The organism is Arthrobacter ginsengisoli, from assembly GCF_031456935.1.
GTDB classification, from domain to species: domain Bacteria; phylum Actinomycetota; class Actinomycetes; order Actinomycetales; family Micrococcaceae; genus Arthrobacter; species Arthrobacter ginsengisoli.
Genome location: NZ_JAVDVQ010000038.1, coordinates 1 through 22,442, shown reverse-complemented (window position 1 = coordinate 22,442; position 22,442 = coordinate 1). Strand labels below are relative to the sequence as shown.

19 protein-coding genes and 3 pseudogenes are annotated in these 22,442 nt (G+C 65.0%); 13 read left to right on the top strand and 9 right to left on the bottom strand.

Annotated features, from left to right (window positions below; translation table 11 throughout):
• The 4 genes and pseudogenes from J2X01_RS21035 to purU all read left to right on the top strand — a co-directional run.
• Positions 1-108 (top strand): annotated as a pseudogene (locus J2X01_RS21035) (lipoyl synthase); the annotation flags it as partial.
• Positions 109-127: 19 nt separating this feature from the next.
• Positions 128-952 (top strand): methylenetetrahydrofolate reductase, encoded by an 825-nt coding sequence (locus tag J2X01_RS21030; protein ID WP_310062202.1) that lies wholly within the window; start codon positions 128-130, stop codon positions 950-952.
• Positions 949-2,415: an amino acid permease gene (locus tag J2X01_RS21025; protein WP_310062199.1), complete on the top strand. Its 1,467-nt coding sequence runs from the start codon at positions 949-951 to the stop codon at positions 2,413-2,415. Before J2X01_RS21030 ends, J2X01_RS21025 begins: the two co-directional genes overlap by 4 nt.
• The gene (gene purU / locus J2X01_RS21020) at positions 2,412-3,317 is read left to right on the top strand and encodes a formyltetrahydrofolate deformylase (protein ID WP_310062197.1); all 906 of its coding nucleotides are present in this window, start codon (positions 2,412-2,414) and stop codon (positions 3,315-3,317) included. Before J2X01_RS21025 ends, purU begins: the two co-directional genes overlap by 4 nt.
• A gap of 161 nt (positions 3,318-3,478) precedes the next feature.
• On the opposite strand, the gene J2X01_RS21015 is transcribed toward purU, so the two are convergent.
• The gene (locus tag J2X01_RS21015) at positions 3,479-3,829 is read right to left on the bottom strand and encodes a DUF3846 domain-containing protein (RefSeq protein WP_310062194.1); all 351 of its coding nucleotides are present in this window, start codon (positions 3,827-3,829) and stop codon (positions 3,479-3,481) included.
• A 620-nt stretch (positions 3,830-4,449) separates the two neighbouring features.
• Complete coding sequence (locus J2X01_RS21010; protein WP_310062191.1) at positions 4,450-5,478, bottom strand: Lrp/AsnC family transcriptional regulator; 1,029 nt, start codon at positions 5,476-5,478, stop codon at positions 4,450-4,452.
• A gap of 135 nt (positions 5,479-5,613) precedes the next feature.
• On the opposite strand from J2X01_RS21010, the gene J2X01_RS21005 reads away from it, so the two are divergent.
• From J2X01_RS21005 to J2X01_RS20995, 3 genes are all read left to right on the top strand, one after another.
• Positions 5,614-6,852, top strand: coding sequence for a M20 metallopeptidase family protein (locus tag J2X01_RS21005; RefSeq protein WP_310062188.1), 1,239 nt, complete (start codon positions 5,614-5,616; stop codon positions 6,850-6,852).
• A 21-nt stretch (positions 6,853-6,873) separates the two neighbouring features.
• Complete coding sequence (locus tag J2X01_RS21000; RefSeq protein ID WP_310062185.1) at positions 6,874-8,160, top strand: MFS transporter; 1,287 nt, start codon at positions 6,874-6,876, stop codon at positions 8,158-8,160.
• Between the two features lie 157 nt (positions 8,161-8,317).
• Positions 8,318-8,683 (top strand): hypothetical protein, encoded by a 366-nt coding sequence (locus J2X01_RS20995; RefSeq protein ID WP_310062183.1) that lies wholly within the window; start codon positions 8,318-8,320, stop codon positions 8,681-8,683.
• Positions 8,684-8,759: 76 nt separating this feature from the next.
• Here the strand turns inward: J2X01_RS20995 and J2X01_RS20990 are convergent, their stop codons facing one another.
• Positions 8,760-9,110 (bottom strand): DUF3846 domain-containing protein, encoded by a 351-nt coding sequence (locus J2X01_RS20990; RefSeq protein WP_310062181.1) that lies wholly within the window; start codon positions 9,108-9,110, stop codon positions 8,760-8,762.
• A gap of 211 nt (positions 9,111-9,321) precedes the next feature.
• Here J2X01_RS20990 and J2X01_RS20985 point away from each other — a divergent pair, with 211 nt between their 5' ends.
• Complete coding sequence (locus J2X01_RS20985) at positions 9,322-11,985, top strand: PEP/pyruvate-binding domain-containing protein (protein WP_310062177.1); 2,664 nt, start codon at positions 9,322-9,324, stop codon at positions 11,983-11,985.
• 62 nt (positions 11,986-12,047) lie between these two features.
• Here J2X01_RS20985 and J2X01_RS20980 read toward each other — a convergent pair whose 3' ends face one another.
• Positions 12,048-12,395 carry a YqfO family protein gene (locus J2X01_RS20980; RefSeq protein WP_310062174.1) on the bottom strand — a complete coding sequence of 116 codons (348 nt, stop codon included), beginning with the start codon at positions 12,393-12,395 and terminating at the stop codon, positions 12,048-12,050.
• Between the two features lie 47 nt (positions 12,396-12,442).
• Between J2X01_RS20980 and J2X01_RS20975 the strand changes: the two genes are divergently transcribed.
• On the top strand, positions 12,443-13,210 hold the full coding sequence (locus J2X01_RS20975; RefSeq protein WP_310062171.1) for an SDR family NAD(P)-dependent oxidoreductase: 768 nt from the start codon (positions 12,443-12,445) through the stop codon (positions 13,208-13,210).
• A gap of 683 nt (positions 13,211-13,893) precedes the next feature.
• On the opposite strand, the gene J2X01_RS20970 is transcribed toward J2X01_RS20975, so the two are convergent.
• Both J2X01_RS20970 and J2X01_RS20965 read right to left on the bottom strand, forming a co-directional pair.
• On the bottom strand, positions 13,894-16,260 hold the full coding sequence (locus J2X01_RS20970; RefSeq protein WP_310062167.1) for an ATP-binding cassette domain-containing protein: 2,367 nt from the start codon (positions 16,258-16,260) through the stop codon (positions 13,894-13,896).
• A 404-nt stretch (positions 16,261-16,664) separates the two neighbouring features.
• A complete protein-coding gene (locus tag J2X01_RS20965) occupies positions 16,665-17,252 on the bottom strand; it encodes a TetR/AcrR family transcriptional regulator (RefSeq protein ID WP_310062164.1) in 588 nt (195 codons plus the stop codon).
• A gap of 264 nt (positions 17,253-17,516) precedes the next feature.
• Here J2X01_RS20965 and J2X01_RS22105 point away from each other — a divergent pair.
• Positions 17,517-17,704, top strand: a pseudogene (locus J2X01_RS22105) (IS3-like element ISAar46 family transposase); the annotation flags it as partial.
• A 226-nt stretch (positions 17,705-17,930) separates the two neighbouring features.
• On the opposite strand, the gene J2X01_RS20960 reads toward J2X01_RS22105, so the two are convergent.
• The 3 genes from J2X01_RS20960 to thiS all read right to left on the bottom strand — a co-directional run bounded on the left by J2X01_RS20960 (position 17,931) and on the right by thiS (position 21,148).
• Complete coding sequence (locus tag J2X01_RS20960; RefSeq protein WP_310062162.1) at positions 17,931-19,175, bottom strand: HAD-IIA family hydrolase; 1,245 nt, start codon at positions 19,173-19,175, stop codon at positions 17,931-17,933.
• 918 nt (positions 19,176-20,093) lie between these two features.
• Positions 20,094-20,906, bottom strand: a complete 813-nt coding sequence (locus J2X01_RS20955; RefSeq protein WP_310062158.1) for a thiazole synthase — start codon at positions 20,904-20,906, stop codon at positions 20,094-20,096.
• 5 nt (positions 20,907-20,911) lie between these two features.
• Positions 20,912-21,148 carry a sulfur carrier protein ThiS gene (gene thiS / locus J2X01_RS20950; protein WP_310062155.1) on the bottom strand — a complete coding sequence of 79 codons (237 nt, stop codon included), beginning with the start codon at positions 21,146-21,148 and terminating at the stop codon, positions 20,912-20,914.
• 686 nt (positions 21,149-21,834) lie between these two features.
• Between thiS and J2X01_RS22155 the strand changes: the two are divergent.
• The 3 genes and pseudogenes from J2X01_RS22155 to J2X01_RS20940 all read left to right on the top strand — a co-directional run.
• A pseudogene (locus J2X01_RS22155) lies at positions 21,835-22,035 on the top strand (glyceraldehyde-3-phosphate dehydrogenase); the annotation flags it as partial.
• Positions 22,012-22,290 carry an OpcA/G6PD domain-containing protein gene (locus J2X01_RS22150; protein ID WP_510183413.1) on the top strand — a complete coding sequence of 93 codons (279 nt, stop codon included), beginning with the start codon at positions 22,012-22,014 and terminating at the stop codon, positions 22,288-22,290. The pseudogene J2X01_RS22155 and the gene J2X01_RS22150, both read left to right, overlap by 24 nt.
• 68 nt (positions 22,291-22,358) lie before the next feature.
• Positions 22,359-22,442 (top strand): NAD(P)-binding domain-containing protein (locus J2X01_RS20940; RefSeq protein ID WP_310059728.1); only part of this gene is annotated, 84 nt, incomplete at its 3' end.

Below are 22,442 nucleotides of genomic sequence, written 5' to 3'. Positions count from 1 at the left end.
ATGCGCAAGAAAGGCCGGGACATCCCACCCCAGCTCGCCCACATCGAAAGCTCCGGCAGCACCCGCCAGGAAGCCAGCACACTCCTCGCCGCGCATGCCGGCGTCTGACAACCGTAAAGGACCAAAGATGTTCCCCACACGACTCGAAATCATCCCTTCCGAGGGCATCGTTGAAAAGGTCACGGCGGCGGTGCCGCTGGGCACCACGCTCACCATCACCTGCCTGCCGCACCACGGCATCGGACGCACCATGCGCGTGGCAGTCCAGCTTGCCGAGCTGGGCTACACGGTGGTCCCGCACCTCGCGGCACGTGCCCTGCAGCAACGCGCCCAGCTCGTCGACATCCTGCGCGACTGCGACGCGGCCGGGATCAGGGAAGTCTTCGCCATCGGCGGGGACTCCCCGCGGGCCGCCGGACCCTACGGCACGGCCGTGGAGTTGATGGAGGACATCGCCCAGTATTCCGGCGGCGGCATCTCCATCGGTGTCGCCGGCTATCCCGAGGGCCACCCCTCTGTCGCCGGGCTCGATCTCCTGGACGCACTGTTGGCCAAACAGCACCTGGCGAGCCACGTGGTCACGCAAATGTGCTTTTCCGCCCCCACGATCCAGGACTACGCGGGCCTGCTGCGCCGCGAAGGCGTGGAGCTGCCGGTCTGGGCGGGAGTCGCCGGCCCCGTGCCGAGAACCAGGCTGGTTGCCCTTGGCACCCAGATCGGCGTCGGCGCCTCGCTGAAATTCCTAAGCCGCAAGGGCCCGCTGGCCCGGCGGCTGCTCAGTGGCGAACGATACCAGCCGGCGACCCTGATTGCCGAGCTGGCCGAACACCCGGAAAGAGTAGCGGGCATCCACTTCTACACTTTTAACCAACTCAGTGCGGCGACCGGCGAGGCAACCCCACCGTCGACTCCCGCAACCACCGGACTCATGTCCATTCGAGGAGCAGAATGAAAACCCAGACCGACCACCCGGCGCAAGCCCCCCACCTCGAGCGGCAGCTCAGCAACCGGCACATCCAGCTGATTGCGATTGGCGGCGCCATCGGCACCGGCCTGTTCATGGGCTCCGGCAAAACGATCTCCGCGGCCGGACCCTCCGTGATCTTCGTGTACGCGATCATCGGCTTTATGCTGTTCTTCGTCATGCGGGCCATGGGCGAGCTGCTGCTGAGCAACCTGAACTACAAGTCCTTCAGCGACTTCGCCGCTGACCTCCTCGGCCCCTGGGCCGGATTCTTCACCGGCTGGACTTACTGGTTCTGCTGGGTCATCACCGGCATCGCGGATGTTATTGCCATCGCCGGATACTCGAAAGAGCTCTGGCCGGGCCTTCCGCTCTGGATCCCCGGTCTGGTGACCATCGCGATCCTCCTGCTGCTGAACCTGACCACTGTGCGGGCCTTCGGCGAGACTGAGTTCTGGTTCGCGCTGATCAAGATCATCGCCATCGCGGCCCTCATTGTGGTCGGGCTGTTCATGATCTTCAGCGGCTTCAGCTCCGACGCCGGACCGGCCAGCTTCAGCAACCTGTGGAGCCACGGCGGCTTCTTCCCGAACGAATTTATGGGCTTCGTTGCCGGTTTCCAGATCGCCGTATTCGCCTTTGTCGGCATTGAGCTGGTGGGCACCACGGCAGCAGAGGCCAAGGATCCGGAGAAGAACCTGCCCCGGGCCATCAACTCCATCCCGATCCGCGTGCTGCTCTTCTACGTAGGCGCCCTGATCATCCTGATGTCCGTCACCCCCTGGACCCAGTTCAGCGCCGGACACAGCCCCTTCATCGCCATGTTCTCCCTGGCCGGGCTGGGTGCCGCGGCCACGGTGGTAAACCTGGTGGTGCTGAGCTCAGCGATGTCCTCGGCGAACTCCGGAATCTACTCCACTTCCCGCATGGTCTACGGGCTGGCCCAGGAGGGCGACGCCCCCCGCATGTTCGGCGCGCTCTCGGGGCGCAAGGTACCCCGGAACGCCCTCTTCCTGACCTGCGTTCTGCTGCTCTCCGGCGTTGTGCTGATGTATGCGGGACAGGACATCGGCAAGGCCTTCGACATGGTCACCACGGTGTCCGCGGTCTGCTTCGTCTTCGTCTGGTCGATCATCCTGGCCAGCTACATTGCCTTCCGGAAGCGCCGCCCGCAGCTGCATGACGCGTCCAAGTTCAAGATGCCCGGCGGCATCCCCATGGTCTGGGTTGTCTTCGGCTTCTTCGCCTTTGTGATCTGGACGCTGACCACCCAGCCGGACACGCTCCTGGCCCTGCTGGCCACGCCGGTCTGGTTCATCCTCCTCGGCATCGCGTGGTACATCCTGCGCCGCCGCCCGGCACACCTGGCCCGCTACGCGACGTTCCAGGCCGAGCTCGCCGGGGATATGGAACAGGACGCCGCTAAGGACCTTGAAGGGCTGAAGCAATGAACACCACGGCGACGCCGGCTCCCGCGCGGGAGCCGGCGGACCCGGCCGCCACGGCCGAGCACGTGCTCACCCTCGACTGCCGGGAGTCCCCCGGCATCGTCCACGCGATCTCCGGATTCCTGTTGGAGCACGGCTGCGACATCATCGACAACAAGCAGTACGGAGACCGCGGGGAAGGCCACTTCTTCATGCGCGTCCATTTCTCCTCCACCCCGGAGTCCTTCAGCACGGAGCAGCTGCGCCGCGACTTCAAGGCCCTGGCGGAGAAATGGAAGATGAACTGGGAACTGGAACCGCACGGCCGCAAACGCCGTGTCCTGGTCATGGTGTCCAAGATGGGCCACTGCCTCAACGACCTGTTGTTCCGGGCACGCACCGGCGACATCCCGGTGGAAATCGTCGCCGTCGTCTCCAACCACCGCGACCAGGAGGGCTTGGTGCAGTGGCACGGCATCCCCTTCTTCCACCTGCCGGTGACCAAGGACTCCAAGCCGGAGGCGGAAGCCAGGCTGCTGGAAATCGTGGACGAACTCGACGTGGAACTCGTGGTCCTGGCCCGCTACATGCAGGTCCTCAGCGACGGGCTCTCGGCCAGGCTCGCGGGACGGACCATCAACATCCACCACTCGTTCCTGCCCAGCTTCAAGGGGGCCAAGCCTTACCACCAGGCCTACGAGCGCGGCGTGAAGACCGTGGGCGCCACCGCGCACTACGTCAACGCCGAGCTGGATGAGGGCCCGATCATCTCGCAGCAGGTCATCGACGTGGACCACACCTACACCGCCGACGACCTGGTGGCTGTGGGCCGCGACGCCGAGTGCGCAGCCCTCCGCAACGCCGTGCGCTGGCATTGCGAGGGCCGGATCCTGCTCCTCGGGAACCGGACGGTCATCCTGCGCTAGGCCCGCCGCCCGACCCACACCACGCATCACGCTGACGACGCCGGTCGGCCACCTGGACAGGTGGCCGACCGGTGTCGTTAACCCCATCGAGTGCTCCGCAGGTGCCCTTATCAGGCGTCATAAGGGCACCTGCGGAGCAGCCGATTCGGGGGGCCCGGTGGTTAGGCGGCCAGCGCGGTGTCGAAGAGCCGCTCGGCAAGCCGGATCAGGTGTCCGGGCGCGTCCGCTCGGGCGCTGTGGCGTCCGTGGCCGAGGAACACGGCTGTCCCGTTGAAGGTGTCTTCGAGATAGACGCCCGCTTCCCGGATCAGCACTTCAGCCCGGCCGTTCCCGGGCAGATTGATGACATTTCCTTCGTCGTTCAGGTAGACGTGCCAGTCGCTACCTGTGATTGCTTCGACGTTGCCTTCAACCAGGTTCTGCAGTTCGCCCAGCGTCGGGTCGATGGTTTCGACACGGACGGGCTGGCTGAGGCGGGCCGGGACAATCAGGGCTGTGCAGGTGGTGCGCACGGGTTGTCCTTTCTCGGATCAAAGGTGACCAGGACCCAGCTGGGATCCAGGCAGCCGATCACGGACGAGTTGTCAGCGCTGGTTCTTGCGCGGCTTCGCGAAGAGTTCAGTTGTTTCTGACTTTGCTTTTTTCTCTGCCCTTTTTTCGAGAATTGATTTTCCCGCTTTTTTGACACTGCCACTTTTAGGAGACTTTCCTGACAACGGAATCACAGCCTTTCTTGGGATCGATCTTGCCAATACCATACAGACTTATATTTTTAATGCCAGTTAAGGAATTTATAGCGCATCCTGCTTCCGCCTTTTTCGACGGGGCCGATGGCTGGTAGGCCCGGACAACTCCTGCCCTGACCGCCCGCGGGTGCCATCTGCCCTGAAACCGACTCCGCACCCGGCCCGTCGAAAAAAATTGCAGCGGACAGCATTCGGCCGAGTGGGCCCCCTCTTCCCGACGCCGAAGGAAATAGAATTATTGGCGTGCTGTTCGCCAGTAAATTTCCCGGGGGCTTTCGGGCTCCGAATTTTCTCGGCAGAAAAGAGTATTTTTCTACGCCGCCGACACGTACCTAAATTGCCACTTCACCGGAAATACAGCAGGGAATGCCGGAACGGGCTCAGGCCTACGGTGCCGGCTCGGCAGCGGGCACGACGACTGCGCCGGTCGCCGTCGAGTCCGGGTTCAGCATCCAACCGACACGTTTGGCGGTGTTGAGCACCACAACGCTTTCCACGAGCTCGATTCCGGGGATCCGCAGCTGGAGTGCCTGTTCGGCGTTCATCACGTCCGCCAGGGAATGCAGCCACATCAGGATCACGAAGTTGGTGCGACCGGTGGTGGATGCGCTGAGCCGAACGTTGCGGAAGTTGCGCAGTTCGGCGGCGGCCGCCTCATGCTGGCCTGGCGGGACGTTGGCGAACCACTGGCAGGTGATCGGGTAACCCGAGTACTGCTGCGCGATTTCGCAGCGGAAAGAGAGAACCCGGCTGGCCAGCACACGGTTCAACTGGCGTTGGACCGTGGCCGGGTTGCGTCCCAGGCCGCGCGCAATATCCGCGGCCGCCGCGCGGCCGTCCATTGCCAGGAACGGGAGCAGGTCCAGGTGGCTCTGCGGCAGAGGCGCTCCCTGGTTGCCGGCGGGCGCCGGGCCGGAAGATTCCGGCCCGGCGAGCGCCTGAAGCGCGGCTATTTGCGACTTGTCCAGGACGTTGAGCCGCCAAGCGTAACCGCCCGAGTGCAGCCGCGTGCACAACGAGGTCTGGTACTTGGTGAGGCCCCGGATCTCTTTGAGTTGAGTCAGCACGATGTCGCTGAGCTGCGTCAGGGTGGGCGTGATGACGGTCAGCATGAGGTCACGGTTGCTGGCGGCCTCCTCCACGGTGACGACTTCCGGGATGGCCGCCAACGCGGCCGTGACCTCGGCCCGCGACGTCATTTCGCAGTCCACGTCGACGAGCGCCAGGCACATCTGCTTCGGATCGCCCATCGAATGAGCCGTGCTCCAGGCGGCACCGGAGGCTCTCAGCCGTTCCCAGCGGGCAGCCAACGTGGTGGCGTGGGCGCCGAGGATGCCGGCGGCGTCCGCCCAGCTGATCCGCGGCGCAATCTGGAGTGCGTTGATCAGCTGAAGGTCTTCCTCAGTGACTTCCATCAGGACCTCCCCTCGCTGCACGAATCCTGTCCTGCAAGGATACCTTTGCATTTTTCCTGCGATTCAGCGGCCTGTGACTCCAGTCACCTCACACTTAGTAGCAGCACTTACCAAACGTTCGGGAAGCGGGAACATATGTCGGTCACAGAAGATGCCAGGGAATTGCACGGCGACATCACCCGGTTTCGCCACGAGTTGCACCAGGAACCTGAGATCGGCCTCCATATCCCCCGCACCCAGGAAAAGGTTCTGAAAGCCCTCGACAGCCTCCCGTACGAGATCACCCTCGGCGAGACGACGACGTCGGTCACCGCGGTTCTGCGCGGCGGCGCAGCGCAGACCTCGGCAGACAAACCAATAGTCCTGCTGCGCGCGGACATGGACGGCCTTCCCGTCCAGGAACGCACCGGCGTGGACTACTCCTCCCGGACCGACGGCGCCATGCACGCCTGCGGCCACGATCTCCACACTTCGATGCTGGCCGGGGCCGCCACCCTGCTGGCCGAACGCCGCGATCAGCTCGCCGGCGACATCGTCCTGATGTTCCAGCCGGGCGAGGAGGGTTACGACGGCGCCGGCCACATGATCCGCGAAGGCGTTCTGGACGCCGCAGGCCGCCGCGCTGACGCCGCCTACGGCATGCACGTGTTCTCCTCGCTGGAGCCGTACGGCCAGTTCGCCACCAAGCCGGGCGTGATGATGAGCGCCTCGGACGGGCTGTTCGTCACGATTCTCGGCGCCGGCGGCCACGGCTCCGCCCCGCACGCGGCCAAGGACCCCGTCACCGCAGCCGCCGAGATGGTGACCGCACTGCAGGTCATGATCACGCGGCAGTTCAACATGTTCGACCCGGTAGTCCTGACCGTCGGCGTCCTGCACGCGGGCACCACAAAAAACGTCATCCCCGAATCAGCGCGCATCGAAGCTACCGTCCGGACGTTCTCCCACGCCTCCCGCGAACGGATGATGTCCGCCGTGCCCACCCTCCTGAAAGGCATCGCCCACGCCCACGGCCTGGAGGTGGACGTCGAATACCGCGCCGAATACCCGCTGAGCATCACGGACGAGAACGAGACCCTCACCGCGGAGAAAACCATCCAGAACCTGTTCGGGGACGCCCGGTTGACCCGCTGGGCCACCCCCTTGAGCGGATCCGAGGACTTCTCCAGGGTGATGGCAGAGGTGCCGGGCACCTTCATCGGGCTCAGCGCCGTCGCCCCGGGAGCGGACCATAAAGTCACCCCGTTCAACCACTCCCCCTACGCCACGTTCGACGACGGCGTCCTCGCCGACGGTGCCGCACTCTATGCAGAGCTTGCCATTGCCCGTATCTCAGCGCTTGCCGCTGCCAGCCCCATTTCCCTCGTTTCCTAGCCCTAGATCTCCGGAGAAATCATGTCCACCATCATTAACTCGCAGCTCTCCACGCGGGCGGCCACGCGGAAGACCCTCCTCGGTACAGGGATCGGAAACGCCGTCGAATGGTACGACTGGGCGATCTACGCCACGTTCACGCCCTTCATCGCCAGCCAGTTGTTCAGCAAGGCGGATCCTGCCTCGGCGGTGCTGGCCACGCTGGCAATCTTCGCCGTCGGCTTCGTGGCACGGCCGGTCGGAGGATTCCTGTTCGGCTGGATCGGCGACCGCGTCGGCCGCAAGACATCCATGACGCTCGCCGTCGGACTCGCCTCACTGGGCAGCCTCATGATCGGCGTCGCGCCGTCCTTCGCCACCGTTGGCGTCTGGGCGTCGCTGACGCTCCTGCTCGCCCGGCTGATCCAGGGCCTTGCCCACGGCGGTGAGCTGCCGTCGTCGCAGACGTATCTTTCCGAAGTTGCCCCGAAGGAGAGGCGCGGGCTGTGGGCCACTTTGATCTACACCTCGGGCACGGTGGGAATCCTGGCCGGCACGCTGCTGGGCGCGATCCTCAACATGACCCTGAGTGCCGAGGCCATGAATGCCTGGGGCTGGCGCGTTCCGTTCCTGGTCGGCGCCGTCATGGGCCTGTATGCCTTGATCATGCGCTCCAGGCTGCACGAGACCGAGGCCTTCGAAGGTGAGACGGCCTCCGAGAAGCGCGCCCCGATTTGGCCGCAGATTGTGAAGCACCGCAAGCAGGCCCTCCAGGTCGTTGGACTGACCGTGGGCCTCACGGTGATCTATTACATCTGGGGCGTTGTGGCACCGAGTTACGCCGCCACCGTCCTGAAGATCGACCGCGGTGAAACCCTCTGGGCCAGCGTCATCGCCAACATCGTGTTCATTGCTGCCCTGCCCGTCTGGGGCAAACTGTCCGACCGGATCGGCCGGAAAAAGGTGCTCTGGGCCGGAGCTGTCGGAAGCGCCGTCATGCACTTCCCGATGACCTGGCTGCTGAAGGATTCGGCCTGGCAGCTGGCCGTGAGCATGTCCGTGATGCTGATCTTCATCGCCGCCAGCGCCGCGATCGTTCCGGCCGTCTACGCGGAACTGTTCCCCACCAGCATCCGCACCATCGGCGTCGGCGTCCCGTATTCCATCTGCGTGGCCGTGTTCGGCGGGACCGCCCCGTACCTGCAGACCTGGCTCGGCACCATCGGCCTATCCAACGTGTTCAACATATACGCCGTGGCCCTGCTGATCGTCAGCGCGCTGTTTGTCTTCACGATCCCGGAGACCAAGGGCAAGGACCTGACGCACTAAGTTCGCTTCCCCTTGAAAGTGGGGATCCTGCGCCGGTCTTGATTGCGGCGGTATGCTTCACCATCGGATCCTGAGTCCGGGCGGCGCCTTGCGGGGCGTGGCCCGGACTTGGTCCGTTACGAATGCATGGCAACGATGGCCAGGGAAGGTTCCTCCAATGTCAGACTCTGAACTCCCAGGGCTGCGGGAACAAGCTGCCCGCGGTGACCTGGACGCCGTCGCGGAACTGATCGAACGTGCTGCCGAGCGAGGGGATTTTGGCGAACTGCGCCGTCTCGCCGACGCCGGCAGCAGGGACGCAGCGGACCAGCTCGTTGAACTCGCCGCCGAAAAGGGTGACGCGGAGGAGCTGCGGCGGCTCGCCTCACTGGGCAACAGCGGCGCGGCGGACGAGTTGGTTCAGCTCGCCGCCGACAAGGGCGACTTGGACGAGCTTCGGCGCCTTGCCGCGGGCGGCAACAGCGACGCGGCTGGTGTTCTGGCCGAGCTCAGCGACGAAACTCTTGGGGAAGACGACGAGTAACGGCTGTGCGGGGCGGAGACTCGGTTCAAAATATCTCCGCTCGACGCCGGGGCGCGGTTGCGTCCGGCGCTCCTTGTCAGGCAACCAGCTTGGTGTCCCAGAGTTCTTCCGCGAGACGGATCAGGTGCTGAGGCGTGTCGGTTTCCTCGCCATGGTCTCCGTGGCCGAAGAAGACTGCGGTGCCCCGTGCCACGCCGGCAAGGTCCAGTCCGCAGTCGCGCATCAGCTGGGCGGCGCGGAGGTTCGGCGGGAGGTTGGTGATCGTGCCTTCAGCGTTGAGGTAGACATGCCAGTCACCGCGGGTGACGGCTTGAATGTCGCCGCCGACCAGGCTCTCCAGCGTCTGCTGATCCGGCGCAATGGTTTCGATCCGGACGGGTTCGCTGATCCGGGCTGGAATTATCAGTGCTTTGTATCTAGTTCGCATTTCAGGTCCATTCCTTATAACAACGATGCAATTTGGCATGTTCCCGCGGGGAGGCACGGCTGCCCCGGGAATCTGCCAGGACGCGCCGCCCGCCAGCGGGGGTCTCCCCGCCGCCCGGCGCAGCTCTGGCCTCCTGCCGGCGGCAGTGCCAGTATGTTGGGCATCAGGCTCACTGAAGGCGCCCAGGCTCCGGGCAGGAGGAGGCACGGTCATGACCTACATCAACAACTTCGGCGATGTGGGACCAGGCGACGTCGCTGTGGCCGGCGGCAAGGGCGTCGGCCTGGGTGGCCTGGTTCAGGCCGGGCTGCCGGTCCCTCCGGGGTTTGTGCTGAACACCGCAGCCTATACGGATTTTGTCGAAGCCAATCACCTCGAGGCCGGCATCCAGGAGCTGGCGGCGGTGTCACTGCAGGCGTCGCCGCAGGACTACGAGGACGCTTCGACGCGGATCCGCGACCTGTTCGCCGCCGGAACCATGCCGGCCGCGATCGCTGCGGAACTCGGCGCTGCCTACGGGCGTCTCGGCAACGCGGACACCGCCGTGGCGGTGCGCTCCTCCGCCACGGCCGAGGACCTCGCCTCGGCCAGCTTCGCCGGGCAGCAGGAAAGCTACCTGAACGTCGTCGGGATGGAGGCCCTGGCCGGGGCCGTGACAGATTGCTGGGCGTCCCTGTGGACGGCGCGCGCCATGGCCTACCGGGCCCGTGAAGGCATCGGACCCGACGCGGTCCGCCTCGCGGTCGTGGTCCAGCGGATGGTCGACGCCGAGGCAGCCGGGGTGATGTTCACTGCCAACCCGGCTAACGGGCGACGCGACCAGCTCGTGATCAGCGCCGCGTGGGGCCTGGGCGAGTCCGTGGTCAGCGGAACAGTCAGCACGGATGACGTCGTCATCGAAGCAGGGACCGGACGGGTGCTGTCACGCCGGACTGCCGACAAGGAGGTCATGACTGTTTACGCGGATCACGGCACCCGGGAGCAGCCGGTTCCGGCGGGGCGCCGTCGGGAGCCCGTCCTGGATGACGGTGCGGCGGCCGGGCTGGCCGGCTATGGAACACGGATTGCGGAGCATTTCGGGGCGCCGCAGGACATCGAGTGGGCACGGGCCGGCGGCGAGTTCTTCATCCTGCAATCCCGGCCCGTCACCGCACTGCCTGAACCGGAGGCTGACACCCCGGATACCTGGCCGGTGCCCTATCCGCACGGGATGTACTTCCGCGCGAGCATTGTGGAGCAGTTGCCGGACCCGCTTTCGCCACTGTTTGCCGACCTCATTGACGGCTCGGTGTCCCGGTCGCTGAGGGCCTTGCTGGCCGAGGCCGTCGGCAAAAACGTCATCCGCGAGGACGACGTCGGGCTGCCCACCATCAACGGTTACGCCTATTACTACTACCGCAACGCGGGAATGTGGCGGGTGATGGGCAGGTCGCCGGCCGCGGTTCGCGCGCTGATCCGCGGCGAGGCGCACATGGGAGTGGCCGGCTGGCGGGATTTTTCGCATCCCCGCTACGAGAAGGTGATCCAGGAGTGGTCCGCGAAACCGGTCGGGGAGCTCTCCGGTGAAGAGCTCCTGGCAGGTGTGCAGGCGCTGCTGGACGCCGGCACCGTGTACTACACGGCCGTGCAGTCAATCATTCCGCTCGCCGCAACCAGCGAAATCTCCTTCCGGACGTATTATGACAAGCTCGTGCGGCGCGACGGGGATCCCCCCGCCCTGACGTTCCTCCTCGGCTACGACAGTGAACCCATCCGGGCGGAAAAGTCGCTGTACGACCTCGCGGCCTGGGCCCGCGGAGTTCGTGGGCTGGCCCCGGCGATCCTCAAGGAATCGACGGGGTCGCTGGCCGAGTCGCAGCAGACCGGGTTCCCGCCCGCCGGGATGGACCCGGCTATCTGGCAGCCATGGCATGCCCGCCTCCGGGACCACCTCGGCCGGTTCGGGCATGCGGTCTACAACCTGGATTTCGCCACCCCGGTGCCGGCCGACGATCCTTCGGCACTGCTGGAGACGCTGAAGTTTTACCTGCGGGGGCAGGGCAATGACCCGCACGAGCGCCAGCTGCTGTCGGCCGCCCGTCGCGAGGATGAAACCAGCCGCGTGACCGCGCGGCTCGGGCGGGGCCGCCGGGCCGCGTTCCTCCGGCTGCTCCGATGGGCACAGAGTGCGGCCCCGATCCGCGAGGATGCCCTGGCCGACGTCGGTCTGGCCTGGCCGCTGCTGCGGCGGATGCTGTTCGAACTCGGACGGCGGCTGGTGGACTCCGGCGTCATCGCCGAGCCCGCCGACGTGTTCTGGCTGCGCCAAGGGGAGTTGCGGAGCGCCGTCGAGTTCGGTCTCGCCGGCCCGGGCGCACCGGCCGTGACCATTACCGGAGCAGACCGGCCCGTACGCGCCGGCGCCGTCGCCGAGCGCAAGATGCTGTGGCGGGGCCAGGCCAGGGCCGCAGCCCCGCAACTTCTGCCGGAGAGCCGGTGGATGGAGCGTGCCTTCGGATCCATGATGCCGGCCGGCCCGCAGGACCAGTCCGGCGACATCATCAAGGGCGCCGGCGCCAGCTCGGGCCAGGTCACGGCTCCGGCCCGCGTCCTGAGCGGGCCGCAGGATTTCGCCCAGATGGTGCCCGGGGATGTCCTGGTCGCCCGCATCACTACTCCGGCATGGACCTCGCTGTTCGCGATGGCCTCCGCCGTGGTCACCGACGTCGGCGGGCCGTTGAGCCACAGTTCCATCGTGGCCCGCGAGTACGGCATCCCGGCGGTGCTCGGCACCGGCGTCGCCACCCAGCGGCTCACCACCGGCCAGAGGATCCGCGTCGATGGCGACGCCGGCACCGTCACGATCGAGCGGCCGGACGAACCAGCCGGGCCTTGACCCGCATGGAGCAGTCGACGGCTATGTCGCGATGACCCGCCCGACCCAGCAGCTCGTCACAGCTAGTTTGCTTGGCCTGTGCCGCCCGGCAGGCCGGCATCGACCTGGAAGGTCATGAACGCCGGGGTCTCGTACGGGTGCACGGACAGGGCGGCGTCGACGACGGCGTTGCGTCGGGAACGCGGGTAGATTGCCTCGATCCGAGTTTCCGGCACCGCCTCCGGGGCATTGACGGCGCCGATGGCCGGGTTCGCCCCCGGCAGCGGCGTGAAGCGCCCGGTACCTTCGACGCTGAACGAGCAGTGCGAGTAGTTGCCCAGCCTGCCGGCCCCGGCGTCGCCAATGGCCTGCCGGACAGCGTCCGCAGCGTCGGTGGGAACGTAAATGACCAGACAATCAAATGGTTCCATGGCGAAAAGTCTGCCATGGAACATTGTGGCACTAGGAAAGGACCGTCATGGCTCGAATTTTCATCACCGGCTCGACCGACGGACTCGGCCTCGCAACCGCCCGGACACTCATCAACGATGGCCACCAGGTCCTGCTGCACGCTCGCTCCACTGAACGTGCCGCCACCCTCGATCAAGTCGCCCCGGAAGCGGCCGGGATCGTCATTGGCGACCTCAGCAGCGCCGCCGAAACCCGGAACCTCGCCGAGCAGGTCAACGCCCACGGGCTGATGGACGCCATCGTCCATAACGCGGGCGTCTACCTCTCTCCGGGGCGTGTCGCGACCCCGGAAGGACACTCCCGCACCCTGGCCGTCAACGTGCTCGCGCCCTACATCCTCACCGCACTGATCGAACGGCCCGGCCGCCTGATCTACGTCAGCAGCGGTATGCACCGCGGGGCCGGCAACAACCTCCGGGACATCGATTGGACCGAACGGCGCTGGAATGCCAGCGCCGCCTACTCCGAAAGCAAGCTCCACGTCTCGGCGCTCTCCGCCGCGGTCGCCCGCCACTGGCCCACCGTGCTCAGCAATTCGGTTGACCCCGGCTGGGTGCCCACCAGGATGGGCGGCGCCAGCGCCCCTGACGATCTGGCCATGGGCCACGACACCCAGGGCTGGCTCGCCGTCAGCAATGACGGCGCCGCGCTCGTCTCCGGGAAATACTGGCACCACCGCCGGCAGCGCAACCCTGCTCCGGAAGTCACCGACAACGACTTCCAGGACAGGCTGATCGACAAACTCGCTGAACTCACCGGCATCCCGCTCTTCTGAGGTGCACCCCGGGAATTTGTCTAGGCTGGCGCGATGAGGCCGAATCGGGGGAAGCTTCGCTCGTCTGGGTGTTCAGGAACCCGCCGACGAAAGAATATTCCATGACCTTTTTCCAGGACTTCCCCGTGCCGCCCGCTCCCCCACGCGGACGGGCTGTGCGGTACGTGCCGCCGGTGTGGGCCGGCGCCCCGCCGTACGAGCTCCCCGCCGTTGTACCCATCGGTCAATTCCTGCACAGGAGCCCGACGACGGTGATGGCCGTGAAGAGTGCCGAGGTGTATTCCACCGGCTGCACCTTTGATCTGTCCTGGACCATCCGCCGGGGCGAACAGGGCGACGAGGAGTCGGCGGATCTCAACGAAGTGTTTTTCCGGCCCGGGCAAGGCGCGCGCCGGGGCGGGGCGCGGCTTCGGTGCTGCTGTTCGGTGTGGCTTTCCCCGACGGGTCAAAGTCCAGCGCCAGTTCGCAGCCGCACGGCTTCTTCGAGGGCACGGAGGAGCCTGCCCCGCCGGTCCTGATGAGAAACGGCGGCGGGAACGGCGGCGACGACGAATTTTCCGGCTCGGGCACACTCTGCCTTTGGCCGCTGCCCCCGGCGGGGGAATTCCGCCTGGTTGCACAGTGGAAGTTCTGGTGACCTCCCCGCCGGCCGCATGATCGGGCGCGGCGGCGGCGGAGTCCCGTCAGCTGCCGACGTAGGCCGCGAGGTGCTCGCCGGTGAGCGTGGAGCGGCCCGCGACGAGGTCGGCCGGGGTGCCCTCGAAAACGATCCGGCCGCCGTCGTGGCCGGCGCCGGGACCGAGGTCGATGATCCAGTCGGCGTGCGCCATAACGGCCTGGTGGTGTTCAATGACAACGACCGACTTGCCGGAGTCGACGAGCCGGTCGAGCAGGCCCAGCAGGTTCTGGACATCGGCGAGGTGCAGGCCGGTGGTGGGCTCGTCGAGGACGTAGACGTCACCTTTCTCCGCCATCTGGGTGGCGAGCTTGACGCGCTGCCGCTCACCCCCGGACAGAGTGGTGAGCGGCTGGCCGAGCGTGAGGTAGCCGAGCCCGACGTCCACGAGCCGGTCCAGGATCTTGTGCGCCGCCGGAGTGCGGGCCTCCCCCGCGCCAAAGAACATCTCTGCCTCGGTCATCGACATTGCCAGCACTTCGGCGATGTTGCGGCCGGCCAGCTTGTACTCCAGGACGGACGCCAGGAACCTCCTGCCCTCGCAGTCCTCGCAGGTGGACTCGACGGTGGCCATGACGCCCAGTTCGGTGAAGATGACGCCGGCGCCGTTGCACGTGGGACAGGCGCCTTCTGAGTTGGAGCTGAACAGCGCAGGCTTCACCCCGTTGGCCTTCGCGAACGCCTTGCGGATCGGCTCAAGGAGGCCCGTGTACGTCGCGGGATTGCTGCGCCGCGAGCCCTTGATGGCACCCTGGTCAATCACGACAACACCGTCCCGGCCGGCCACCGAGCCCTGGATCAGTGAGCTCTTGCCTGACCCGGCCACGCCGGTGAGCACGCACAGCACGCCGAGCGGGATGTCGACGTCGACGTCCCGGAGGTTATTTGTCGAGGCCCTACGCACCTCAAGGGCGCCCGACGGCGTACGCGCCGTCCCCTTGACCATCGCCCGGTCGTCGAAGTGGTGGCCGGTGATGGTGTCACTGCCCCGCAGGCCGTCCACACTTCCTTCGAAGCAGACGCGGCCACCCTCGGTGCCGGCGCCGGGGCCGAGGTCAACGACGTGGTCGGCGATGGCGATGGTCTCCGGCTTGTGCTCGACGACGAGCACGGTGTTGCCCTTGTCCCGCAGCTGCAGCAGCAGCTGGTTCATCCGCTCGATGTCATGCGGGTGCAGGCCGATCGTCGGCTCGTCAAAGACGTAGGTGACATCCGTGAGGGACGAGCCCAAGTGCCGGATCATCTTGGTGCGCTGGGCCTCTCCCCCGGACAGTGTGCCCGCCGGCCGGTCCAGCGAGAGGTAACCCAGCCCGATTTCGGCGAACGAGTCCAGCAGGTGCCGCAGGCCTTTAAGGAGCGGGGCGACCGAAGGCTCGTTGAGCTCGCGGACCCACGCGGCCAGGTCGCTGATCTGCATCTCGCACAGCTCGGCGATGTTCTTGCCCTGGATTTTTGAGGACCTTGCCTCCGCGCTGAGTCGCGTGCCGTTGCACTCGGGGCAGGCCTGGAACGTGATCGCACGCTCGACGAAGGCCCGGATGTGGGGCTGCATCGCATCGACGTCCTTGGAGAGCATCGATTTCTGGATCTTCGGGATCAGGCCCTCATAGGTGAGGTTGATGCCCTCGACCTTGATCTTGGTCGGCTCCTTGTAGAGCAGGTCGTTCATTTCCCTTTTGGTGTACTTCGCGATCGGCTTGTCCATGTCGAAGCCGGCACCGCTGAAAATGCGGCCGTACCAGCCGTCCATGCTGTAGCCGGGGATCGTCAGGGCGCCCCCGGCCAGCGACTTGCTGTCGTCGTAGAGCGCGGTGAGGTCGAAGTCCGAGACCGAGCCCATGCCCTCGCACCGCGGACACATGCCGCCCAGGTAGACAGCATTCTGGACAACGCTTTTCTCCACCCTGCCGCTCTTCTCCGTGCTCATCACACCGCTGGCTTTCCGGGTCGGGACGTTGAAGGAGAACGCCGTGGGGGGGCCCACGTGCGGGGATCCCAGCCGGCTGAAGAGGATCCGGAGCATGGCATTGGCGTCGGTGGCCGTGCCCACGGTGGAGCGCGGGTTCGCGCCCATCCGCTCCTGGTCGACGATGATCGCCGTCGTCAGCCCCTCCAGGAAGTCGACGTCGGGCCTTGCCAGGTTGGGCATGAAGCCCTGCACAAAGGCGCTGTAGGTCTCGTTGATCATCCGCTGCGACTCCGCGGCGATGGTGGCGAACACGAGCGAGCTCTTGCCCGAGCCGGAGACGCCGGTGAACACCGTCAGCCGGCGTTTCGGAATCTCGATGCTGACGTCCTTGAGGTTGTTCTCGCGCGCGCCCTGCACGCGGATCAGATCGTGGCTGTCAGCAACATGCGGCTCGGTGTTTCCCATGACGGTCATGGTAGCAGCGGCCTCCGGGGCACCCCGTTGTCCGCGTTCGTGGCGGACAACGTCAACGAGATGGACGGGCTCGCGGACGCTGCAGGTGAGGCGCTGAAGGAAGCCGCGGCGTCCATCGGCCACGTGAGGCCGTCATCATCCGTATCGACCGTGGATCGTCTCAGAGTGTGGTCCGGCGCCAGACCAGCCGGACCAGCAGGCGCCTGATCTCCGGCAGCGAGAGCCGGATCAGTTCCCCGTGGCCGGCGGCAGTGCCCCTTTTTTAGAGCGGATCACGGCAAGGAAGGCTTGGGCGACCTGCGCACCAAGATGAGTGTGGCTTCTGCGGACTGTGTGAGTGCAGACGGCACGCTAAAGTCGAACAGGTTCTGTAAACCCTTCGTGGCGGAGGAGATTTAGACGCCGGCCTTGGTCAGAAGTGCATCAACCATCATGAAAAACTGGCCGCGGTAATCGGTAGCCTTCGGGTCGGTCATGTATTGAATGGCCATTCCGTCGAAGGCCATAAGAAAGCACCTGACCAGCGTATCCAAGCCTATAAGGCACTGATCACCATTGCTTTTGGCCGCAGAAGAGAATATGGTCTCCAGCTCCACTTCATAGGCGGGATAGATTTTCGAGGCCAACGGGCTGGATGCGGCATTGCGTGTTGCCCACAGAATGAGTTCCATCTCAGCAAGCAGGCTTGCGGGCTCTTCCTCTAGGGAGCGCCAGTAGCCTTCGGCTACTTGTTCCACAGCCTTACGGAGTCCCAAATGAACCGGGGCGTCGCTGGAGTAGCGGTTCGTGTTCCTCAACCAAGCCTCGGCGGCCGCGGCCATGAGCTCTTCTTTATTGCTAAAGCAATAATGTGCCGTAGCCAAGGGAGCAGCAGCCTCTTTGGCAATAGCCCGAATGGTCACCGAATGAACACCCTCACGACGCATAAGTTCAACTGTCGCTGAAATCAGCTGTTTTTTTCGTTCTTCTGCGGATACCCGCATAGCTCACTCTCCAGGCTCCCGGGTTTCGGCCCGATAGGGGACGCTTCCTTAAGACTATTGCCTGGGGCCGCGACTGGCTGGTATCCACTGAGTGGGTGGACGATAATTTTGCTCGTTGTCCTCATATATGGAGGCACGCAGCACCCATGAGACCCCTGGGCTCGACGCGGCGCCTCTTCCGCGCCCTGGGTTTGCAGGTCAGCCCTTCATCCCGCCTGAGCCGGCTCACCCGTTTCCTGTTCAGTGACCTGTTTTCCTCCCAAAATCACCGAGTGGCGCAAGCTCCGCGACGCCGGCGTCCTCGAGGGCAAAAGCCCGGGGAAAAGATCGGCAACCCCACTGCTGAACAGGCAGAAATCAGGCGTATACGTCGGCAGCTGAAGGTGAGTGAACGTAAGCTGGCACGGGCTGTGCTCACAAGCTCGGCCTCGACGCCCGGCGTCCCTGCTGAAGGTTGTCGGCCGATAACCGTGACTACGACAAAACAGGCGGACGAAGGTCGCGCCGGGATCCGATGAGTTTGTTCGCGCGCTCTTGCTCGCCCGCCAGGGCGGTGGGGGCGATGACGTCTTGGTTCATGGAAACGGCAGGCATGAAGTGCCAGCAAATCCGGTCAAAATGACGATGCAGCCTAGACCAAACGCGACGATGCTGCTCGACGGATCCCACGATTGTTCCTCACTTCTGAGGGTCCCCTTCCTCGTCGAGAAATCGTAGAGGCGGCAGGATTGCAGTGTTTTGACCGGGCTGGGCCGCCCACCAGGCGGCACAGCCTGCCCGCCAGGTGTCCAGATTCTCGCGTCCACCGCCCATGACGACGACGCCGTCTTCAACGTTCGCGTGCGACTCACCACAAGTGTAGACACCGTTCCTCTCGGTGATGTCCGGGTACGGTTGATGGAGCTGGCCGAGGTCTGCGAACAGATACGTGGGACGCTGGTCGGTCACAGCGGCCAGCGCGTTCTCTGCCGTGTCTACCCCGGTGAGCACCAGTGCCGTGCCCATGCCCGCGCGGTTCCCGCCGAGAATATCTGTATCAAGTCGGTCCCCGACCACCAGCGCCATTTCGACGCCAAGGTGATCCGCCGCCGTCGTGAACAGCTGCGCCTCGGGCTTGCCTGCAACCATTGGGGCTTTGCCTGTAGCGGCACTCACCGCGGCAACGAGAGCGCCGTTCCCGGGTGCGAACCCGCGCACCTGAGGAATGGACATGTCCGTGTTCGTGGCTACCCAGACGGCTCCCCCAGCCACCGCAAACGCGGCTTCTGCTAGGTCCTTCCAGCCGAGTGTGGGTTCGAAACCCTGTATCACCGCATCCGGAAGGGGGTCGGCAGTGGTCACGGGGACCAATCCCTGCTCCGCGACATGCCGCGCAAGAACGGCGCTGCCCGTCACGAGTACGGTGGCTCCCGCCGGCACCTGCCGGGCCAGCAGTTCCGCACCCGCGAGCGCGGAACCAAAGACCTGCTCGGCTGTTGCCGGCGCTCCCAGTTCCCGTAGGTGAGCAGCTACTTCTGCAGAGGATCGGGACGCGTTGTTAGTGATGTAGGCCAGTGCGACGCCGATGTCTTTGAGCTTTTCGAGCGCCTCAGTGGCTCCTGGCACTGCCGCCGGACCTGCGTAGACAACGCCGTCGAGATCGGAAAGCACCGCACCGTAACGAAGGGCCAGTGCTGACCCCTGCGGCTCAATCACTCTCAGGCTGCTCCGTATCCTCAGCGGTTCCTCGTTGGGTCTGTTCTCTTCCGTGGACGTCGGTTCTTCCGCGCCAGTTTCTGACGTGTCGTCTCGGTCGGCAGAGGAGCTGGCGCTCTGGACAGTATCGCTTGCGACGCCCCGGTCCGGCTCAGCGTCCTCATTGTCGCCGAGGGATTTGTCTAGCTCTCCTTCGAAGAGCTCGCTGGGCTGGAAGGCTATGCTCATTTGGCTTTAACTTTCTGCTGCTACTCCGCCGGCCATGCCTTCCGGTTACTTCGGAGGCGGGTCCGGTCATGACGGTCAAATTCACTGTTCCCCCTCGGGGGAGGGCTTAGCATCTATAGTCCTGTCATTTGCGGGTAGGGGAAATACTAATTCGGGATGGTTTGAACTACCCGTTTTGGTTGCACTGCATGGATCGTCCCGTATGACGGCTGGATGAATGAGCCACAGCATTCGCTCCCCCTGCAAAGGTGACCGAGCCCGGGCTGCCGTGGCCACTCCTACTTCACTTCCATTGCCCGTATCGCGGACGCGCCGCTGTCCCGGATAGTGGAGCTGCTCCGGGAGGCAGTCCTGCCGGCGGGCGGAAACAAACTGGTGATCTTCACGGAGGAGTGCTCAGCGCACCCGCGGAAGAAGGTGTGCTCCCGTCCCCTCCTTGCCCTTTGTGGTCCTACCGGCCTTTACCGACATCACGCGATCCTTCGCTAAGTGGTTCCAGAGCAGCCGCGACATGCAACTGGCCACCTATGAGCTCACAATGTGGTCATCGCCTAGCTCAGACTCCCAGCATTTGGCCAGACGCGTCTATCGCCGGCACTTGGACGGTTGCACGCAACTCTTTCGCGAAGTACCGACGGACGAGGAGCTGGATTTTTGATATTGAGTCCCTGTCTCGCTCCAGAGCGCCCTTCCCACTATGAAATACGAACCCGGCCTGGCCGCACGGAGGCGCGGCAGCCATCACCAAGACGGCCGCAGAGGCTGGCACCACCTCGGAGCCGGGGCTGGACCGGAGGTGGTGGTCTTCGCCCCGGTAAGACGCCCGACGGCTGCAACGATCGCTTGAACCCGCCCTGACTGCTCGGCGAGCAGCGGGTGAGCCTTCCCATCGCCGCACCGCACAATCAGAACCCTTCCCTAGAGGAACTCGGCCCTGCCTTCCATCGCAGAGGACGCCAGTGCATGCTCGCGGCGCGGGATCCGCCCGGCCGCTTTCGCCTGCCTGCCGGCGATAACGGCGTGTTTGAAGGCTTCTCCCATGAGCGCAGGGTTCTGCGCCCGGGTCACTGCCGTGGCCAGCAGCACGGCGTCACAGCCCAGTTCCATCGCAAAGGCAGCATCAGAGGCGGTACCGATGCCCGCATCCAGCACCACAGGCACAGAGGCGCGCGACACGATCAGTTCGATGTTGTGCGGGTTGAGAATTCCCAGGCCCGTCCCGATCGGAGAGCCGAGCGGCATGACGGCTGTGGCCCCGAGGTTCTCCAGACGCAGCGCCAGGACGGGGTCGTCGTTCGTGTAAGCGAAGACTTTGAAACCACGGTTGACGAGCTGCTCAGTGGCATCAACGAGTTCCACGGCGTCGGGCAGGAGCGTGTGCTCATCCGCAATGACTTCAAGTTTGACCCAGTCCGTTTCCAGCGCCTCGCGGGCCAGCTCCGCCGTCATGACCGCATCCCGCGCGGTGAAGCAGCCGGCGGTGTTCGGCAGGATCCTGATGTTATTGTCCACGAGCAGCTGGAACAGGGAACCCGTTTCGGCGGGCGAGTAGCGCCGCATGGCTACCGTGGTCAGTTCCGTGCCGGAGGCCAGGAGCGCGGCACCGAGCCCGTCCAGGCTGGGCGCTCCGCCTGTGCCCATGATGAGCCGGGAGCTCAATTCCATTCCGTCGATGACCAGGCAGTCGGTGTCTATTCCAGGCCCGGCTGGAAGTGCAATTGTTTCAGTCATCATCCTCATCCTCCCTGAATTGCTGTAACGAGCTCGATGGCATCGCCCTCAGCAAGCGCCGTACTGTGCCACTGGCTGCGGGGCACGACCTCGGAGTTGCGCGCTATTGCCACACCCAGCCGCCGGCCGTCGGCGGCATGCCCGTCGGAGGCAAGTTCCCGCCCTGTGACCTGGCTGACGAGCGATGTCACGGAGGCTTTTGCCCCTACGGCGAGGGGGTTGCCGTTCAGTGTGATGTTCATGCTGATTCCCTTGCTCGGGGGTCAAAATTCCTGGCGTTTACAGCGGCTGAGTTTTGATTTGGCACGGACCCGCGCCGGCGGGCGCTGTGCGGTCCTCCGTGAAGATCACCAGTGCGTGTACGCCGGCGAAGGGCAGGACTGCCTCCCAGAGCAGCTCCACTATCAAGAAAGCGGCGCGTCCGCGATCCGGGCTATGGAACGAAGGATCGGCACGGTAGCCCGGGCCCGCTCACCTTTGCATGGGGAGCGGGTCCAGCGAGCTCGTTCGTTCAGCCAGCGTACGGGACGGCCGCGCAGCGGCGGACTACCAAAATGGGTAGTTTAAACCATCCTGAATTAGCGTTTCCCCTATCCGCAAATGACAGGACGATTGGATGTAAGGCCCACCTCTAAAGGAGGATACCCATTTGGAAAGGCAGCCCGATGCTACAGACGTCAGATTCGTGTCTTGATACGTGGATGGGCCGGGAGGCGCTCGCCGAGGCCATGACTCCGGTGATCGGCCGGCTGTACCGCGAGAAAACGTGGTGATCAGCATTCATGGTCGGAGCCTGATCAACAAGTCCACTATGAACATCCTCAAGGCACACCGCCTCGCACGGCGGGTCAGCAAAGACGAGCTGCTCCTGGAGGAGACCGCCCCACTGCTGAACATCTGGCGCAGCTGGAGCTCGGCTCGGCCGTGCAACGACGAGTTCGGCGTGGTCCATGGCTATGTGGAGACTGTCCACTCCTTCACCAACGACCAGAACCTGATCGACAACTTCCACAAGGGTGACCGCCGCAGACGCTCCGCCGCGCTGAACATGGTCATCACCGAGACCGGTGCCGCCAAAGCCGTGGCGAAAGCCCTGCCGGAACTCCTGGGCAAGCTCACCGGCAGCTCCAACGAGGAGGACCAGCAGCAGACGCTGGAGAACATCCGCCGCACCTACAAGGCCGGCGACACGGACCTTGCCTGCCGTGATACCAGGGATGTCCAGCTGTCCCGTCCAGGTCGCTCAGTGGCGGAACTGACCCAGCCCGGACAGCCCGCGCAGCGGATCTCCCTGCCGCGTCGCAGCCTCAAGGACTGCCTCGCCGAAGAACTCCGCCGCCTCGACCCCGACGAAATCTTCGGTGAAGCGCTCTTGCTTAATTAGGGCGACCCGGCGCCCAATACGCCAGACCGGGAAAGCCATTGTTCCACCTACAATATTTTGGAGTTTTGATGTCAGCACACATCGGTGTCACCGGCCTTGCGGTGATGGGGGCCAATCTCGCCCGCAACCTGGCCCGGAACGGCTTCACTGTT